This is a genomic window from Delftia sp. UME58 (assembly GCF_014170385.1).
In the GTDB taxonomy this organism is placed as follows: domain Bacteria; phylum Pseudomonadota; class Gammaproteobacteria; order Burkholderiales; family Burkholderiaceae_C; genus Comamonas; species Comamonas acidovorans.
The window spans coordinates 35,825-52,274 of the sequence record NZ_LZZV01000003.1; the positions used below are offsets into that span (position 1 = coordinate 35,825).

At 68.7% G+C, this 16,450-nt stretch carries 14 protein-coding genes; 9 read left to right on the forward strand and 5 right to left on the reverse strand.

Features of this window, described 5'->3' with window-relative positions; translation table 11 throughout:
- Positions 1-34: 34 nt before the first annotated feature.
- The 3 genes from A9976_RS00225 to A9976_RS00235 are packed head-to-tail and all read left to right on the forward strand — an operon-like array spanning position 35 to position 2,768.
- The gene (locus tag A9976_RS00225) at positions 35-1,018 is read left to right on the forward strand and encodes an ABC transporter permease (protein WP_183017367.1); all 984 of its coding nucleotides are present in this window, start codon (positions 35-37) and stop codon (positions 1,016-1,018) included.
- The gene (locus A9976_RS00230; protein WP_183017321.1) at positions 1,015-2,013 is read left to right on the forward strand and encodes an iron chelate uptake ABC transporter family permease subunit; all 999 of its coding nucleotides are present in this window, start codon (positions 1,015-1,017) and stop codon (positions 2,011-2,013) included. The genes A9976_RS00225 and A9976_RS00230 overlap by 4 nt, the downstream gene beginning before the upstream one ends.
- Positions 2,010-2,768, forward strand: coding sequence for an ABC transporter ATP-binding protein (locus A9976_RS00235; RefSeq protein WP_183017322.1), 759 nt, complete (start codon positions 2,010-2,012; stop codon positions 2,766-2,768). Before A9976_RS00230 ends, A9976_RS00235 begins: the two co-directional genes overlap by 4 nt.
- A gap of 181 nt (positions 2,769-2,949) precedes the next feature.
- On the opposite strand, the gene queA is transcribed toward A9976_RS00235, so the two are convergent.
- Together queA and A9976_RS00245 are read right to left on the reverse strand one after the other, a co-directional pair.
- On the reverse strand, positions 2,950-4,047 hold the full coding sequence (gene queA / locus A9976_RS00240; RefSeq protein WP_183017323.1) for a tRNA preQ1(34) S-adenosylmethionine ribosyltransferase-isomerase QueA: 1,098 nt from the start codon (positions 4,045-4,047) through the stop codon (positions 2,950-2,952).
- A gap of 98 nt (positions 4,048-4,145) precedes the next feature.
- Positions 4,146-5,399 carry an HD-GYP domain-containing protein gene (locus A9976_RS00245; protein ID WP_183017324.1) on the reverse strand — a complete coding sequence of 418 codons (1,254 nt, stop codon included), beginning with the start codon at positions 5,397-5,399 and terminating at the stop codon, positions 4,146-4,148.
- Positions 5,400-5,584: 185 nt separating this feature from the next.
- Here A9976_RS00245 and recG point away from each other — a divergent pair, with 185 nt between their 5' ends.
- The 6 genes from recG to ubiA all read left to right on the forward strand — a co-directional run bounded on the left by recG (position 5,585) and on the right by ubiA (position 12,700).
- A complete protein-coding gene (gene recG, locus A9976_RS00250; protein WP_183017325.1) occupies positions 5,585-7,819 on the forward strand; it encodes an ATP-dependent DNA helicase RecG in 2,235 nt (744 codons plus the stop codon).
- Between the two features lie 336 nt (positions 7,820-8,155).
- Entirely contained in the window at positions 8,156-8,929 is a 774-nt protein-coding gene (locus A9976_RS00255; RefSeq protein WP_183017326.1) for an MHYT domain-containing protein, read from the forward strand.
- Between the two features lie 226 nt (positions 8,930-9,155).
- Positions 9,156-10,121: a LysR substrate-binding domain-containing protein gene (locus A9976_RS00260; RefSeq protein ID WP_013804463.1), complete on the forward strand. Its 966-nt coding sequence runs from the start codon at positions 9,156-9,158 to the stop codon at positions 10,119-10,121.
- A 120-nt stretch (positions 10,122-10,241) separates the two neighbouring features.
- The gene (locus A9976_RS00265) at positions 10,242-10,847 is read left to right on the forward strand and encodes a Dps family protein (RefSeq protein ID WP_043822499.1); all 606 of its coding nucleotides are present in this window, start codon (positions 10,242-10,244) and stop codon (positions 10,845-10,847) included.
- Between the two features lie 59 nt (positions 10,848-10,906).
- Entirely contained in the window at positions 10,907-11,704 is a 798-nt protein-coding gene (locus A9976_RS00270) for a phosphatase PAP2 family protein (protein ID WP_183017327.1), read from the forward strand.
- 126 nt (positions 11,705-11,830) lie between these two features.
- The gene (gene ubiA, locus A9976_RS00275; protein ID WP_183017368.1) at positions 11,831-12,700 is read left to right on the forward strand and encodes a 4-hydroxybenzoate octaprenyltransferase; all 870 of its coding nucleotides are present in this window, start codon (positions 11,831-11,833) and stop codon (positions 12,698-12,700) included.
- Positions 12,701-12,774: 74 nt separating this feature from the next.
- Here the strand turns inward: ubiA and proC are convergent, their stop codons facing one another.
- The 3 genes from proC to glpK form a co-directional block, all read right to left on the reverse strand.
- On the reverse strand, positions 12,775-13,614 hold the full coding sequence (gene proC, locus A9976_RS00280; RefSeq protein ID WP_183017328.1) for a pyrroline-5-carboxylate reductase: 840 nt from the start codon (positions 13,612-13,614) through the stop codon (positions 12,775-12,777).
- A gap of 100 nt (positions 13,615-13,714) precedes the next feature.
- Entirely contained in the window at positions 13,715-14,920 is a 1,206-nt protein-coding gene (locus A9976_RS00285) for an esterase-like activity of phytase family protein (RefSeq protein WP_183017329.1), read from the reverse strand.
- Positions 14,889-16,385: a glycerol kinase GlpK gene (gene glpK, locus A9976_RS00290; protein WP_183017330.1), complete on the reverse strand. Its 1,497-nt coding sequence runs from the start codon at positions 16,383-16,385 to the stop codon at positions 14,889-14,891. The genes A9976_RS00285 and glpK overlap by 32 nt, the downstream gene beginning before the upstream one ends.
- Positions 16,386-16,450: the final 65 nt, after the last annotated feature.

A 16,450-nucleotide genomic window follows, 5' to 3' on the forward strand; every position in this document is an offset into this window, starting at 1 on the left:
GAGCCCGCCTGTCGCCACCGCGCCCGCCGCGCCCATTTCACGCCCCTCTCGCCAGGCCCTTGCCTGGCTTTTCGCGCTGGGCCTGCTGCTGGCGCTGTCTCTGGCCAGCCTGATGGTGGGCGCGGGCGACATGCACTGGAGCGTGCTGTGGTCGCGCAGCAAGGACGACCTGGCCAGCCAGGTGCTGGTGTACAGCCGCGTGCCGCGCACGCTGGCCCTGGTGCTGGCCGGCGCATCGATGGCGGTCTGCGGCCTGCTCATGCAGATGCTGGCGCGCAACCATTTCGTGGAGCCTTCCACCGTGGGCACGGTGGAGTCGGCCAGCCTGGGCATGCTGGCCGCGTTCCTCTGGGTGCCGCACTGGCCGGTGATGGCCAAGATGGGCATCTCGGCCGTGGCGGCGCTGCTGGGCACGGCGCTGTTCCTGGCCGTGCTCTCGCGCATCCGGCTGCGCTCGTCGTGGATGGTGCCCCTGGTCGGCCTGGTGCTGGCCGGCGTGCTGGAGGCAGCCGCCAGCTTTCTGGCGCTGCAGTTCGACATGATGCAGGTGCTCAAGTCCTGGTCCAACGGCGATTTCTCGCTGGTGGTCCAGGGCCGCTACGAGTTGCTGTGGCTGTCGCTGGGCGTCACGGCCCTGGCCTGCCTGGCGGCCGACCGTTTCACCGTGGCGGGCCTGGGCGAGAGCTTTGCCACCAACCTGGGCCTGAACTACCGGCGCCTGGTGTGGCAGGGGCTGGTGGTGGTGGCCGTGGCCACCTCGGCCGTGGTGGTCACGGCCGGCAGCCTGCCCTTCGTGGGACTGATCGTGCCCAACGTGGTGCGCCTGGTCCTGGGCGACAACGTGCGCCGCAGCGTGCTGTGGGTGGCGCTGATCGGCGCGGGCCTGACCGTGCTGTGCGACCTGGTCGGGCGGCTGCTGATCGCTCCCTATGAAATCCCCGTGGGCACCGTGCTGGGCGTGCTGGGCAGTGCCCTGTTCCTGGCGCTGATCCTGCGCCGCCGCAAGGACCGTGCATGAGCAGCCTGCCGCAATCCGTTGCTTCCGATGAGCCTGCAGCGCGCAGCTGGGGCCATGGCGCGCGCCTGGCGCTGCTGGGCGCGCTGGCCCTGCTGTGCCTGCTGGCCTTCATGACCGTGGGCGTCAAGACCGACTGGGCCTTCGTGCTGGAGCACCGGGGCGCCAAGGTGCTGACCATGGCGCTGGTGGCCTGTGCCATCGGCCTGTCCACCGTGGTGTTCCAGACCGTGTCGCACAACACCATCCTCACGCCTTCCGTCATGGGGCTGGATGCGCTGTACCTGTTCGTGCAGGCGGCCATGGTGCTGATGCTGGGCGCGGCGGGCGTGTCCGCCATGGGCGAGGTCGGGCGCTATGCGCTCAACATCGTGCTGATGATGGGCTTCAGCGTGCTGCTGATGCGCTGGCTGTTCGTAGGCCATGCCAGCAGCCTGCACCTGATGCTGCTGGTGGGCATGGTGGGTGGCATCTTCTTTCGTAGCCTGGCCGGGCTGGCCATGCGCGTGCTCGATCCCAATGAATTCACGGCGCTGCAGGACCGCATGTTCGCCAACTTCAACGCGGTGAACCTGCAGCTGCTGCTGCCGTCGCTGCTGCTGATCGCCCTGGGCAGCGCCTGGATCTGGCGCCAGCGCCGCGTGCTGGACGTGATCTCGCTGGGGCGCGATGCCGCCGTCAGCCTGGGCCTGGACTACGAGGGCCGCGTGCTGCGGCTGCTCGCCGTGGTGGCCTGCATGGTGGCCGTGTCCACGGCCCTGGTGGGCCCGGTGGTCTTCTTCGGCCTGCTGGTCAGCAACATGGCCTATCACGCCATGGGCACGCGCCGCCATGCCTGGGTGCTGCCTGCGGCCGTGCTCTGGGGCTGCGTGCTGCTCATGGGCGGGCAGGTGCTGCTGGAGCAGCTTTTCAAATTCAATACCGTGCTGAGCATCGTGGTGGAGTTCCTGGGGGGAATCGTCTTCATCGTGCTGCTCATGCGCAAGGGGACCCAATGATCGAGGTGCGTGATCTGCTCAAGCGCCATGGCGGAACGGCCGTGCTGCAGGAACTCAATTTCGATGTGCCCGAGCGGGCGCTGACGGCCATCATCGGGCCCAACGGGGCGGGCAAGTCCACGCTGCTGTCCCTGGTCAGCCGCCTCATGCCGATCACGGCGGGCAAGGTGCGGGTGGCCGGCCTTGACGTGGCCACCACGCCCACCGAGGCGCTGGCGCGCATCATGGCCATCCTGCGCCAGGACAACCAGAGCGCGCTGCGCCTGACGGTGCGCGACCTGGTGGGCTTTGGCCGCTTCCCGCACAGCAAGGGCCGGCTGGGCCCCGAAGACCTGCGCCATGTGGACGAGGCGCTGGAGTACCTGCAGCTCACGCCGCTGGCCGAGCGCTTCCTGGACGAACTCTCAGGCGGCCAGCGCCAGCGCGCCTACATCGCCATGGTGCTGTGCCAGGACACGCCCTTCATCCTGCTGGACGAGCCGCTGAACAACCTGGACATGGCCCACGCCGTCAGCATGATGGGCCTGCTGCGCCGCGCCGTCACCGAGCGCGGCAAGACCGTGGTCATGGTGCTGCACGACATCAACTTCGCCTCGTGCTACGCCGACCACATCATCGCGCTCAAGGACGGCCGCCTGGCCGTGGCGGGCACGCCGGCCGAGGTCGTGCAGGACGAGGTCCTCAGCAGCCTCTACGGCATCCCTGTCAGCGTGCATGAGGTCAAGGGCCGCAGGCTTTGCCATTACTTTGGTTGAACATGCGGCGTTTCGGGCTTGGCGCTTGAACCTGGCGCGGCCTGAGGCGAGGGACACCAAGCAAGGGCCTAAGCCGGCCGCGCCGCCCCGCCGCGAGGGTGTCGCCGGCTGCCCGTATGCCCCCCTCCCCCGCGAAGCGGGTAGAGAGGCGCCGTGCAACGGGGGAAGCGGCGTAAGCCGCTCAGGGGGTGCTTCTTTTCAACAGCATGGAATCGCCATAGCTGAAGAAACGGTACTCCTGCGCAATCGCATGGCGGTACAGCGCCATCACCTGCTCATAGCCCGCGAAGGCGCTGACCAGCATCATCAGCGTGCTCTTGGGCAGGTGGAAGTTGGTGATCAGCAGATCGACCACCTGGTACTCGAAGCCGGGCGTGATGAAGATGCGCGTGTCGCCGGAGAACTGGCCTGTCTGGGCCCAGGACTCCAGCGTGCGCACCGTGGTCGTGCCCACGGCGACGACGCGGCCGCCGCGCTGGCGGCAGCGTTCCAGCGAGGCCAGCGTGGCCAGCGGGATCTCGTACCACTCGCTGTGCATCTGGTGGTCGGCCAGGTTCTCGGTCTTCACGGGCTGGAAGGTGCCGGCGCCCACGTGCAGCGTGACGCTGGCGCGCTCGATGCCGCGCTCGGCCAGGCGGGCCAGCACGGCGTCGTCAAAGTGCAGGGCGGCCGTGGGCGCGGCCACGGCGCCGGGGCGGGCCGCGAAGACGGTCTGGTAGCGCTCGCTGTCTTCGGCGGCGTCGGGGTCGTTGCCGGTGTCCTGGTGGCGCTCGATATAGGGCGGCAGCGGCAGGTGACCGAAGCGCTCCATCAGCTCGTGCGGCGTCTCGCCGCGCGGGCCTTCGAAGCTCAGGTGGAACAGCGGGCCGTTCTCGTCGGGCCAGCGGCCGCGCAGCACGGCGTCGAAGCCGCCTCGGTTCTTGCCGCCGCACAGGTGGATGCGCGAGCCGGGCAGGGGCTTCTTGCTGACGCGCATGTGGGCCACGACATCGTTGCCTTCGAGCACGCGCTCGACCAGCAGCTCCAGCCGGCCGCCGCTGGCCTTCTCGCCGAAGATGCGCGCCTTGAGAACGCGCGTGTCGTTGAACACCAGCAGGTCGCCGGGCTGCAGCAGGTCGGGCAGCTCGTGGAAGATGCGGTCGGTGGGCGGGGTGGCATCGTCTCGGCCGTCGAGCAGGCGCGAGGCGCTGCGCTGGGCGGCAGGATGCTGGGCGATCAGGTTCTCAGGAAGCTCGAAGTCGAAATCGCTGAGCGAAAACACACGGGACAGGGAGGACATGCAGTGCTTGAGGGCCGGACATGGCCCGTTCCAAGTTCGTTGAACGGAAGTCCGCCATTGTCGCAAACCCTGGGGTCATCCCCGGCATTTCGCGGTGGTCACTTGGCCATCTGGGCCTGGGGCTGGCGCTCGAACTCCAGCCACAGCGTCTCCAGATCCGGAAAGTCCCAGTTCGCCGGGTCTTCGCGTGCGATGATGCGGTCGTTGCCCTGGCTCTCGGACAGGTCCTCGATCTCGGGCGTGATGCGGCAGGCCTGGCGCAGCGAATAGAACACCTTGACGCGCGGAGCCAGCAGGCTGCCCGGCGAGGCATCGACCACGACGGCCAGGCGCTGCGAATGCAGGCGCACCAGCGAGCCCAGCGGATAGATGCCCACGGTCTGCACGAACTGCTCGAACAGCCGCTTGTCGAAATGGCGGGGGCTCCACTCGGCCATGCGCCGCAGTGCCTCCGAGGGCGGCCAGCCCTTCTTGTAGGGACGATCCGAGGTGATGGCGTCGTAGACATCGCAGATCGCCGTCATGCGTGCCAGCAGGCCGATGTCGCCCTGCTGCAGGCCGTCGGGGTAGCCGCTGCCGTCCACCTTCTCGTGGTGGTGCAGGCAGGCATCGATGACCTCGTCGTCCAGGCCCAGCGGGCGCAGCAGCTGTTCGCCATGGCGTGGGTGGGCGCGCATCAGCGCCCATTCCGCATCGTCCAGCGGCCCGGGCTTGTTGAGCACGGCGACCGGGATCGCGGTCTTGCCCAGGTCGTGCATGAGACCGGCCATGCCGGCCTTGCGCAGGCTGTGGTCGTCCAGGCCCATGCGCTTGGCCAGGGCCACCATCAGCGCGCACACGGCCAGGCTGTGCATGTAGGTGTAGTCGTCGGCCGTCTTCAGCCGTGCCAGGCCGATCAGGGCGTGGGGATTGCGCGCCACGGAGGCCGTCACATCGTCCACCAGCTGCCCGGCGGCCGTGGCGTCCACGGGCCGGCCCAGCCGCGCGTCGCTGAACAGGCGGCTGAGCAATTGCCTGGCCTGCACGCAGGTCTGCGCGGCGCGGCGCAGCTCGGTGGCGGTGGAAATGGGGGCCGTGCTCTGCTCGGAGACAGGGCGCGCGCTGTCCGGGATCTGGTGGCGAAGCTCGTCCTGCGGATCAAAGCGCAGGCAAGGCACCTGGACACCCACGTCCAGGCCCTTGCGCACGTCGATCCAGACCTCCTGGATGGAGGTGGAGCGCAGGCGCTGGAGATCTGCCTCGGAGCGGAGCAGGAAACGGGTTCGCCAAAAAGGATGCTCCATCCAGGAGCCGCAGAACTCGTGCAGGAACATGCCCAGAGTGACATGCTGGACATTGATACGCTTCAACATGGCATTCGGTGGCGGGGTAACACTACGTAACGTCAGCGTGCATGGTAGCGGCTTCCCCAGAGACCCGGGGCCTCAAGGGTGCTTTGGGCAAGGGCATCCGGCATGAACGTGGCGTGTTGCCTACACCTGTATATTCATACACTATGCATGCATGCCCATGCGCATGCTCTGAAACAGGATAGCCCATGCCCTTGAACGTCTCCTCTGCCTTCCCAGATCTGGGGCGCGACGCCCCCGGCGGCAAGGCCGCGCGTGCCGGCAAGGCAAAGGCCGCAGGCAAGGGCGGCAAGGCAGCGGAGAAGGCGGCAGACAAGCCCGCAGCGCCCGCCAAGCCCGCGGCCAGCGCCGCGCAGAAGGCGCTGCAGAAGATGGGCCTGGTGCGCGACATCGATCTGGCACTGCACCTGCCGCTGCGCTATGAGGACGAGACGCGCATCACCCCGCTGCGCAATGCCCGCGAGGGCGACACGGTGCAGATCGAGGCCACGGTGACCCACAGCGAGGTGCAGCTGCGCCCGCGCCGCATGCTCAAGGTCACGGTGGACGATGGCACGGCCGAATGCGTGCTGACCTTCTTCAGCTTCTACCCCTCGCACCAGAAGACCCTGTCCGTGGGCGCGCGGCTGCGCATCCGCGGCGAGGTCAAGGGCGGCTTCTGGGGCCGGCAGATGCTGCACCCGGCGTTTCGCGCGGCCGGCGGCGACCTGCCCACCGCACTCACGCCCGTCTATCCCACGGTGGCGGGCCTGCCCCAGGCCTACATCCGCCGTGCGGCGGTCACGGCCATGCTGCGCGCCGATCTCTCCGATACGCTGCCCCAGGGCGAGCATCCGCCCGTGGCGCAGTTCCATGGCAACGGCGGGCTGCCGCCGCTGTTCAGCCTGCGCGATGCGCTGCAGTTCCTGCACCACCCCACGCCCGATGTGGCCCTGGCCACGCTGGAAGACCATTCGCACCCGGCCTGGCAGCGCCTGAAGGCCGAGGAGCTGCTGGCCCAGCAACTGTCCCAATACGAGGCCAAGCGCGAGCGCGCGCGGCTCAGGGCGCCCGTGCTGCGCGCTCTGCCCATGGACAGCGCCCAGGGCCTGGCGCGCCAGTTCCTGGACCAATTGCCCTTTGGCCTGACCGGCGCCCAGCAGCGCGTGGTGGCCGAGATCCTTGCCGACATGGAGCGCCGCATGCCCATGCACCGGCTGCTGCAGGGCGATGTGGGATCGGGCAAGACCGTGGTGGCGGCGCTGTCGGCCGTGGCCTGCATCGAGGCCGGCTGGCAGTGCGCGCTGATGGCGCCCACCGAAATCCTGGCCGAGCAGCATTTCGGCAAGCTGGTCGGCTGGCTGGAGCCGCTGCTGGCCCCGCTGGGCAAGCGCGTGGCCTGGCTGGCCGGCGCGCAGAAGAAGAAGGAACGCACCGCCATGCTGGAGCTGGTCCGCAGCGGCGAGGCGGCCCTGGTCGTGGGCACGCACGCCGTCATCCAGGACCAGGTGCAGTTCAAGAACCTGGCGCTGGCCGTCATCGACGAGCAGCACCGCTTCGGCGTGGCCCAGCGGCTTGCGCTGCGCCAGAAACTCGCGGCCTCGGGCATGGAGCCCCATCTGCTGATGATGAGCGCCACGCCCATTCCGCGCACCCTGGCCATGAGCTACTACGCCGACCTGGATGTGTCCACCATCGACGAGCTGCCGCCGGGCCGCACGCCCATCGTCACCAAGCTCATTGCCGACAGCCGCAAGGACGAGGTCATCGAGCGCATAGGCGCCCAGGTCGCGGAAGGGCGCCAGGTCTACTGGGTCTGCCCGCTGATCGAGGAAAGCGAGGCGCTGGACCTGTCCAACGCCACGGCCACCCATGCCTATCTGAGCGAGATGCTGCCCAGCGTCATGGTCGGCCTGCTGCACTCGCGCATGCCCACGGCCGAGAAGAAGGCCGTGATGGAGCTGTTCTCCGCCGGTGTCATGGGCGTGCTGGTCTCCACCACGGTGATCGAAGTGGGCGTGGACGTGCCCAACGCCTCGCTCATGGTCATCGAGCATGCGGAGCGCTTCGGCCTGTCCCAGCTGCACCAGCTGCGCGGTCGCGTGGGGCGGGGTGCGGCGGCCTCGGCCTGCGTGCTGCTGTATTCGGTGGGAGACAGCGGGCGCCTGGGCGAGACGGCCAAGGACCGGCTGCGCGCCATGGCCGAGACCAATGACGGCTTCGAGATCGCGCGGCGCGACCTGGAGATCCGCGGCCCCGGCGAATTCCTCGGTGCGCGCCAATCGGGGGCGCCCATGCTGCGCTTCGCCGATCTGGAGCAGGACCTCATGCTGCTCGACTGGGCACGCGAACTGGCGCCGCGCATGCTGGAGCAGCACCCGCAACTGGCCCTGCGCCATGTGGGCCGCTGGCTGGGCGGCAAGGCCGAATTCCTCAAGGCCTGATCGGCCCGTTCCATTCCTGTCGGGTGATTGTGTTACGTATTTTTACGTGTTTGGCCGCTGCCTGGCGTTGGCATCTTCCGCAGGCCTGCAGCCCGCACCAGGCATGGTTTCCACACGCGTTGTAGCCTGCGAAATGCAGCGCTTCATGCCGTCATGGCGGTGACAGCGCAGTCCCGTTGCCGCATTGAATATTTGTGACCTTTTGGTACATTGAGTCACAAAAAAACAGGGTAGCTCCATCCGGGAGGGGATGGCCTGCCAAGCCTCCCCCACGGGGAGGACGGCCGCGATCACTCTTGTGTTGTCCCATTTTTCTGCAAATGAGGAGCTGCCAACATGAATGAAGCCGTTCAAGCGAATGAGATCGTCGAGACCTCCTGGCGCATGGGCCTGGTGGCCTTGTCCTATGGGATTGCCGTATTGGGTTCCTTCGTGGCCCTGACCGCGGCGCAGCGCATCCGGGGACGCGCGGGCATCAGCTGGCTGAACCTGCTGGCTGCGGGCACGGCGCTGGGCGGCATCGGCGTGTGGTCCATGCATTTCACGGGCATGCTGGCGCTGAACCTGGGCATGGGGTCGGGCTACTCCATGATCGAAACCCTGGCGTCCCTGTGCGCCGCCGTTGCCGCCACCTCGGTGGCGCTGGTCTTTGTGGCGCGGCGTCCCGAAAGCGGGGCGCGCGTGCTGGGCGCGGGCACCCTGCTGGGCCTGGGCGTGGCCTTCATGCATTACCTGGGCATGTACGGCATGCGCTTTCCGGGCTTCATCGTCTGGTCCGTTCCCACCGTGCTGCTGTCCGTGGGCATCGCTGTTGCCGCGGCCAGCGCCGCGCTGTGGCTGTCGTTTCGCACCAGCTCGCCGGGCATGCGTGCGCTGGCCGCTGCCGTCATGGGCGCGGCGGTCTGTTCCATGCACTACACCGGCATGGCCGCAGCGGACTTCGTATGCATTTCAGAGACACAGCGTTATGCTAGGCCGCAAGGCTTTGCCGTGATCAGCGCCCTGGACCTTCCGGTCTTTACCGTGATCGTGGCCATAGGCCTGGCTGCATTGATAGGCATGGACCAGCTCATGCAGCAGCGCGACCGGATGCGCCGGCCGCTGCAGTAGGTGGATAAATACAAAAAGCCGGCGGGTCGGGGAGCGCGCAGTGGTCATGCGCGGACGAGGACTGGCACAATCGAAATAGGACAAATCCTAGAACCTGTGCAGGAACTTTTGAGGGGAGCACCCCGGCAAGCGGGCCGCAAGGCCTGATTGCACAAAGGTTCCGGCACAGGTTCTTGGTGTAAGACCATCGTATTTTCCGAGGCTCCCTCCCAGACACAGCTCGCCAATGACACTTACCGAACTCAAATACATCGTGGCCGTGGCACGTGAAAAGCATTTTGGCCGCGCCGCCGAAGCCTGTTATGTGTCCCAGCCCACGTTGTCCGTGGCGATCAAGAAGCTGGAGGAGGAGCTCGATGTCAAGCTCTTCGAGCGCAGTGCCGGCGAGGTGTCGGTCACGTCGCTGGGCGAGGAGATCATCCGTCAGGCGCAAAGCGTGCTGGAGCAGGCCGCCGAGATCAAGGAAATCGCCAAGCGCGGCAAGGACCCGCTGTCCGGCGTGCTCACCCTGGGTGTGATCTACACCATCGGCCCCTACCTGCTGCCTGACCTGGTGCGCAACTCCATCATGCGCACGCCGCAGATGCCGCTGATGCTGCAGGAGAACTACACCATCAAGCTGCTGGAGATGCTGCGCACCGGCGAGATCGACTGCGCCATCGTCGCCGAGCCCTTCCCCGACACCGGCCTGGCGCTGGCGCCGCTGTACGACGAGCCCTTCATGGCCGCCGTTCCCAGCACCCATGCGCTGGCCCAGAAGGACCATGTCTCCACCAGCGATCTCAAGAACGAGACCATGCTGCTGCTGGGCTCGGGCCACTGCTTCCGCGACCATGTGCTCCAGGTCTGCCCCGAGTTCGCACGCTATGCCAGCAATGCCGAAGGCATTCGCCGTACCTTCGAGGGCTCTTCGCTGGAGACCATCAAGCACATGGTGGCCGCCGGCATGGGCGTGACCCTGGTGCCGCGCCTGTCCGTGCCCGCCGATGCGCTGGAGACCACGGCGCGCCGCCGCAAGACCGACGAGCCGCACATCCGCTACCTGCCTATCCTCGAGGACGACGGCTCGGCCCCGCCGACACGGCGCGTGGTCCTGGCCTGGCGCCGCAGCTTCACGCGCTACGAGGCCATCGCCGCCCTGCGCAACGCGGTCTACGCCTGCGCCTTGCCCGGCGTCAAACGCCTGTCCTGATGACCGCGCCGGCACGTGCGCCGGGCCCGTGGGGCCGCTGCACTTGCGTTATCGTTGCAACTGGCTCCCGGGCGACCTGCCGGGAGCATCTTCCGTTTGTACGAAGCTGAAAGGGATCCCATGGCCAAAAATGCCAGCAAAGACAAGTCCGGTGCGAAGAAGCCAGAGGCCGTGCAGGCCGACAAGGCCGACAAGGCAGTGCAGCCTGCAAAGGCCGCGCTGGCTGACGTGGCACCGGCGTCCGTGCGCTCCTCCGCCATCCATATCGGCATCAGCGACAAGGATCGCGCGGCCATCGCCAAGGGCCTGTCGGCCCTGCTGGCCGACACCTACACGCTGTATCTGACCACGCACAACTTCCACTGGAACGTCACCGGTCCGATGTTCAACACGCTGCATACCATGTTCATGGGGCAGTACACGGAGCTGTGGAACGCCGTCGATCCCATCGCCGAGCGCATCCGTGCGCTGGGCCATTTCGCGCCGGGCTCCTATGCCGACTTCGGCAAGCTCACCAGCCTGGCCGACGTGCCCCACGACCCACCCAAGGCCCTGGAGATGGTGCGCATCCTGGTCGCCGGCCACGAGGCCGTGGCCCGCACGGCGCGCAGCCTGTTCCCCCTGGCCGACAAGGCCAGCGACGAACCCACGGCCGACCTGCTGACCCAGCGCCTGACCGTGCACGAGCAGACCGCCTGGATGCTGCGCGCGCTGCTCGAAGACTGATGCTGCGCAGACGCCAGTCCCTGCGCGTACCCACCCTGGCCCGGGAGTGATGCCACCGCATGCTCTGGACCTGGATTGACGCACACGCCGCCACGGGCGGCCTGTGCCTGGTACTGGCCGCCCTGGGCGGCCTTTTTTTCTATCTGCGCCTGCCTGCCATGGCCCGGCTGCGCCACGCAGGCCTGCCCATGCCACGGGCCGCATGGCTGGGCCTGGCTGCCGCCGGCGGGCTGGCCTTGCTGGCACTGGCCGTGATGGTGCGCGACATGCTGGGCCTGGCCCAGCCCGCAGGCTGCACCGCCTGCACCGACTGGCCGGTGCTCGACGAAGCCCTGCACCTGTGGCTGGCCGGCCATGCCACCGATGCCTGGGTGCGCCCCGTGGTCGCCTTCACCCAACTGGGCAATGTGGCCTGGATGGTGTCGCTGTCGGCCGCCGTGCTGGCGCTGCTGCTGTGGCGGCGCGACTGGCTGCATGCGGCCGCCTGGGTGGTGGCCACGGCTGGCGTGGGCCTGTGGATACGCGCCATCAAGACCAGCGTGGGCCGTCCGCGCCCCGTGGGTGGCTGGGTGCCTGAGGGCGGCTTCAGCTTCCCCAGCGGCCACAGCGCGGGCACCTTCGTGCTCTATCTGATGCTGGCCTGGCTGCTGCTGCCGTACCTGCGCCCGGCCTGGCGCTGGCCCGTGGGCCTGGCGGCCCTGGCTGTCGCCCTGGGCGTGGGCGCCAGCCGCGTGGTGCTGCGCGTGCACTATGCCAGCGATGTGCTGGCCGGCTGGCTGCTGGGCCTGGCCTGGATGGCGCTGGTGATCTGTGCCGTGGAGTGGGCGCAAACCCGCGTTGCCGGCAGGCGCTGCTGAGGCGCGCCGCCGAGCCCGCCCGCCCAGCGGCGACAATGCGGGCATTTTCGAATGTGATGCGTGCGATGGCCGGCCCACGGCCGCCATCGGCGCCCAGACGCCATGCCCACCACCTCCTCTACGCCCATGCCTGCGCCCCGGCGCAGCAAACTGTCGCTCTATCTGGACCTGGTCCGCTTCAACCGGCCGGCCGGCTGGCTGGTCCTGGTCTGGCCCACGCTGGCCGCACTGTGGGTGGCAGCGGGCGGGTTTCCGGGCTGGCATCTGCTGGTGGTCTTCGTGCTGGGAACGGTGCTGATGCGCAGCGCCGGCTGCTGCATCAACGACATCGCCGACCGCGATTTCGACCGCCACGTCAAGCGCACCACCCAGCGCCCCATCACCTCGGGGCAGGTCTCGGTCAAGGAGGCCGCCCTGCTGGGCGCGGCCCTGGCCCTGGTCTCGCTGGGCCTGGTGCTGACCACGCGCTGGGAGGCCGTGGCCTGGTCCGTGCCCGCCGTGCTGTTCACCATCCTCTACCCGTTCACCAAGCGCTTCTTCGCCATGCCCCAGGCCTTCCTGGGCATTGCCTTCAACTTCGGCATCGTCATCGCCTTCGCCGCCGTGCAGGGCCAGGTGCCGGCCACGGCCTGGATTCTGTGGCTCGCCAACATGTTCCTGGTGCTGGCCTATGACACCGAATACGCCATGGTGGACCGCGACGACGACCTCAGGATCGGCATGAAGACCTCGGCCATCACCCTGGGGCGCTTCGACGTGGCGGCCGTCATGGGATTTTTCATGCTCTGCGGCCTGCTCACCGCCTGGGCGCTGGCGCCCTACGGCCTGGCCTGGCCTCTCTGGCTGGGCCTGGCCGTGGCCGCGGCCCAGGTGATCTGGCACTTCACCCTGATCCGCCACCGCACGCGCGAGGGTTGCTTCGTGGCCTTCAGCAAGAGCCACTGGATCGGTGCCAGCCTGTTCGCGGGCGTGGCACTGGGGTTTGCGCTGCGCTGAGGGTTCAGGGCTGAAAAAACAAGGGAGGCCGGTGCCTCCCTTTTGCATGGAGCCTGGGGCGCGCTGCGCCGGGCTCAGCGGCCGAATTCGGCGGCCAGCTCCTTGGCCCGTGTTTCCGCTGCCCGCATGGCTGCCACGAAATGCTCGGGCACCTGTTGCGCCTGCATGTGGGTGATGGCGGCGTGGGTGGTGCCGCCCTTGCTGGTGACGCGCTGGCGCAGCACGTCGGCGCTTTCGGTGGAGCGGGCGGCCAGTTCCGATGCGCCCTGGAAGGTGGCCACGCCCAGGCGGTAGGACTGCTCGGCCGTGAGGCCCATGTCCACGCCGGCCTGTGTCATGGCTTCCAGGAACAGGAAGACATAGGCCGGGCCCGAGCCCGACAGTGCGGTCACGGCATCCAGGTGCGCTTCCTGGTCGACCCAGACGAACTGGCCCGTGGTGGCAACGACCTGCTCGATGGCGCTCTTGCCAGCGGCATCGACCTGGGCGCATGCGAACAGGCCCGTCATGCCCTTGCCCACCAGGGCCGGCGTGTTGGGCATGGCACGCACGATGCGGCCCGTGCCCAGCCACTGGGCGATGGAGTCCGTGGGAATGCCGGCGGCCACGCTCAGGTGCAGGGCCTGGGCGGTGTGCGGTGCCACGGCCTGGGCGGCTTCCTTGAAGGTCTGGGGCTTGACGGCCCAGACCACGATGGCGGCTCCGTCCAGCGCGCTGGCGGCGGCCGCAGCATCGGCATGGGCCGTGATGCCGAAGTTCGTGCGCAGCGCGTCGCGTGCAGCCTCGAAGGGTTCGACGACGACGATGCGGTCTGCGGATTGGCCCTGGCCGATCAGTCCGCCGATGATGGCGCTGGCCATGTTGCCGCCACCGATGAAGGCGATGACAGGGGAGGCTGTGGAAACGGTGTTCATGCTGGTGCCGTTGGAGAAGGAAAACGAAGAGTTTAGAGCGTGTTCCCCTGGCGTTCGGGCCGCGTGAATTTGCGCACCCACGGAGAATCCCGAAGCTGTTTCAGAACACGCAGGGCTCCGGATGACGGTAGGCCGTGATCAGGATCTGGTTGGCCTGCGCCGGGTTGAAGTTGTCGTCGCCGGCGAACACCAGCACGCGCGTGCCATCGGGCAGCGGCGGGCCCCAGGACATGGCTTCCATGTTGTCCAGCCGGCCGGGCTGCACGGTTGACAGATCGGCCACCAGTTGCTTGACCGCCACTTGTGGCGGCGTTTGCGCGAAGCTGGCCAGGGCCAGCGTGTCAGGCGCATCCAGGCCGATGCGGTACAGCCGCGCGCCAAAGCCGTGGCCCGGGCTGTAGGAGCGCTCCAGCACCAGCAGGTGGCCGGGGCCGTCCAGCAGGATCTCGCTGATGCCGTTGACCTCGCGCCGGGGCAGGGCCCAGCTGGCGGCCGGCACGGCATCGGGCTGGTAGGCGATCTGGCGCAGCAGCCGGCCATCGTCCAGGCTGACCAGGCTGATGCGCACGGGCGCGCCCGCCGAGCCGGCGCTGGCGCGCGGCCCATCCTGGCGCAACGGCGCCTCCAGGGCCAGCCAGGCCTGTTGGCCGTCCGGCGTCACGGCCAGCCCTTCGAAGCCGAAGTTCGGGCGCAGGCCCGGCACGCCGGCCTCGTCCTTGAAGGGATGGAGCCAGCGCGCAAGCTGGCGGCCTTGCGCATCGGCTTTCACCAGCGAGGTGCCAAAGCCCCGGCCCGGGTCGCCTTCGTCGGTCCACAGCAGGCCGCCGTCCGGCAGCAGGCGGATGGCTTCGGGGTCGGGCACGGGCTGGGTGGCGGGCGCGGCATGGCGCGGGCGCAGCCAGCGGCCCCCGGCATCCAGCAGCGGATGCACTTCGGTGACCTGCGCCTGCCAGGGGTTGGGGCCGGCGCGCTGGCCGGCGTCCAGCTGCTCTATGCGCAGGCGCATCCAGCGCGCGGGGCCGCGCGCCGAGCGGTCATCGCTGATGGCCACGAAGTCGCCGCGCTGGGCGTCGTAGTCCAGGCCCGAGATGCCGCCGGTGGTGGCGCCATGGATGGGTTCGTCGCGCGCAATCGTGGTGCTGCCCAGCCATTGCAGGCGCGCGCATGCCGTGGGCTGCGGGGCCGGCAGGGCCTGGGGCGGCGCGGCGCAGCCGGCCAGCAGCAGGCCGGAAAGCACCAGGCTGGCCGCCTTGAACAAGGCCGTGAGCCCGTTGTCAGGCCGCCAGCGCGGTCTGGGCCACCGCATGCTCCCAGCGCGCCATCAGCTCGTCGGCGCGGTGCTTGTCCAGCGTGGGCACGAAGCGGCGCTCGGCCTTCCACAGCGCCGACAGTTCCTCGGTGCTCTGGTATACGCCCGAGGACAGGCCCGCCAGGTAGGCAGCGCCCAGGGCCGTGGTCTCCACGCAGGCCGGACGCACGACGGGAATGCCCAGCAGGTCGGCCTGGAACTGCATGAGCAGGTTGTTGACGCAGGCGCCGCCGTCCACGCGCAGTTCGCTGACCGGCGCGCCGCCGCTGGCCACCGCGTCGCGGCTCATGGCCAGCAGCAGTGCGGCACTCTGGAAGGCGATGGATTCAAGCGCGGCCCGCGCGATGTGGGCAATGGTGGTGCCGCGCGTCAGGCCCGTGATGGTGCCGCGCGCATCGGGCTTCCAGTAGGGGGCGCCCAGTCCCGTGAAGGCCGGCACCATCATCACGCCGCCCGAATCGGGCACGCTCTCGGCCAGCTGCTGTACCTGGCCGCTGTGCTCGATGGCGCGCAGCCCGTCGCGCAGCCACTGGACCACGGCGCCGCCCACGAAGACGCTGCCTTCCAGCGCATAGGCTGGCGCAGCGGTGGGCTGTGCCGCAGCGGTGGTCAGCAGGCCGTTGGCAGAGGTCTGGAACACGCCGCCCGTGTGCATGAGCATGAAGCAGCCCGTGCCATAGGTGTTCTTGGCCATGCCGGCCGAAAAGCAGGCCTGGCCGAAGAGGGCGCTTTGCTGGTCGCCGGCCACACCGCCGATGGCGATCTCGCCGCCCAGCACTTCGGCGGCCGTGTGGCCGAAGTCCGCTGCCGAGGGCAGCACCTCGGGCATCAGCGCGCGCGGAATCTCCAGCAGCGCCAGCAGATCGTCGTCCCACTGGTTGGTGTGGACGTTGAACAGCATGGTGCGGCTGGCGTTGGAGACATCGGTCACATGGCGGCGCCCGCCCGTGAGTTGCCAGATCAGCCAGCTGTCCACGGTGCCGAAGGCCAGTTCGCCACGCTCGGCGGCGGCGCGTGCGCCGTTGACGTTGTCCAGGATCCAGCGCAGCTTGGTGCCCGAGAAATAGGCGTCGATCAGCAGGCCGGTCTTGCGCTGGATGGTGTCGGCATGGCCTGCCTCGCGCAGCTGGGCGCACAGCGGCTCGGCGCGGCGGTCCTGCCAGACGATGGCGTGGTGTATGGGCTGGCCCGTGGCGCGGTTCCAGACCACGGTGGTCTCGCGCTGGTTGGTGATGCCCAGGGCGCGGATGTCGGCTGCCGCCAGCCCGGCCTTGGCCAGGGCCTCGCGCGCCGTGGCCAGCTGGGTGCGCCAGATCTCGCGCGGATCGTGCTCGACCCAGCCGGGCCGGGGATAGATCTGCGGCAGCTCCAGCTGGGCCGAGGCCACGATGCGGCCCTGGGTGTCGAAGACGATGCTGCGCGAGCTGGAGGTGCCCTGGTCCAGGGCAAGCAGATAGGTCATGGTGCGGTATCCAGGAAAAGCAGGGCCGGTGCGCGTGTCCTGTGCGGGCGGTGGCGCAGCGGCTG

Excerpts from the sequence above, each read along its gene's own strand:
- A9976_RS00245 (WP_183017324.1), bottom strand. The coding sequence starts at position 5,399 with ATGTTGAAGCGTATCAATGTCCAGCATGTCACTCTGGGCATGTTCCTG.
- recG (WP_183017325.1), top strand. The coding sequence starts at position 5,585 with ATGCCCTTGAACGTCTCCTCTGCCTTCCCAGATCTGGGGCGCGACGCC.
- queA (WP_183017323.1), bottom strand. The coding sequence starts at position 4,047 with ATGTCCTCCCTGTCCCGTGTGTTTTCGCTCAGCGATTTCGACTTCGAG.
- glpK (WP_183017330.1), bottom strand. The coding sequence starts at position 16,385 with ATGACCTATCTGCTTGCCCTGGACCAGGGCACCTCCAGCTCGCGCAGC.
- A9976_RS00260 (WP_013804463.1), top strand. The coding sequence starts at position 9,156 with ATGACACTTACCGAACTCAAATACATCGTGGCCGTGGCACGTGAAAAG.
- ubiA (WP_183017368.1), top strand. The coding sequence starts at position 11,831 with ATGCCTGCGCCCCGGCGCAGCAAACTGTCGCTCTATCTGGACCTGGTC.
- A9976_RS00255 (WP_183017326.1), top strand. The coding sequence starts at position 8,156 with ATGAATGAAGCCGTTCAAGCGAATGAGATCGTCGAGACCTCCTGGCGC.
- A9976_RS00285 (WP_183017329.1), bottom strand. The coding sequence starts at position 14,920 with ATGCGGTGGCCCAGACCGCGCTGGCGGCCTGACAACGGGCTCACGGCC.
- A9976_RS00235 (WP_183017322.1), top strand. The coding sequence starts at position 2,010 with ATGATCGAGGTGCGTGATCTGCTCAAGCGCCATGGCGGAACGGCCGTG.
- proC (WP_183017328.1), bottom strand. The coding sequence starts at position 13,614 with ATGAACACCGTTTCCACAGCCTCCCCTGTCATCGCCTTCATCGGTGGC.
- A9976_RS00230 (WP_183017321.1), top strand. The coding sequence starts at position 1,015 with ATGAGCAGCCTGCCGCAATCCGTTGCTTCCGATGAGCCTGCAGCGCGC.
- A9976_RS00270 (WP_183017327.1), top strand. The coding sequence starts at position 10,907 with ATGCTCTGGACCTGGATTGACGCACACGCCGCCACGGGCGGCCTGTGC.
- A9976_RS00265 (WP_043822499.1), top strand. The coding sequence starts at position 10,242 with ATGGCCAAAAATGCCAGCAAAGACAAGTCCGGTGCGAAGAAGCCAGAG.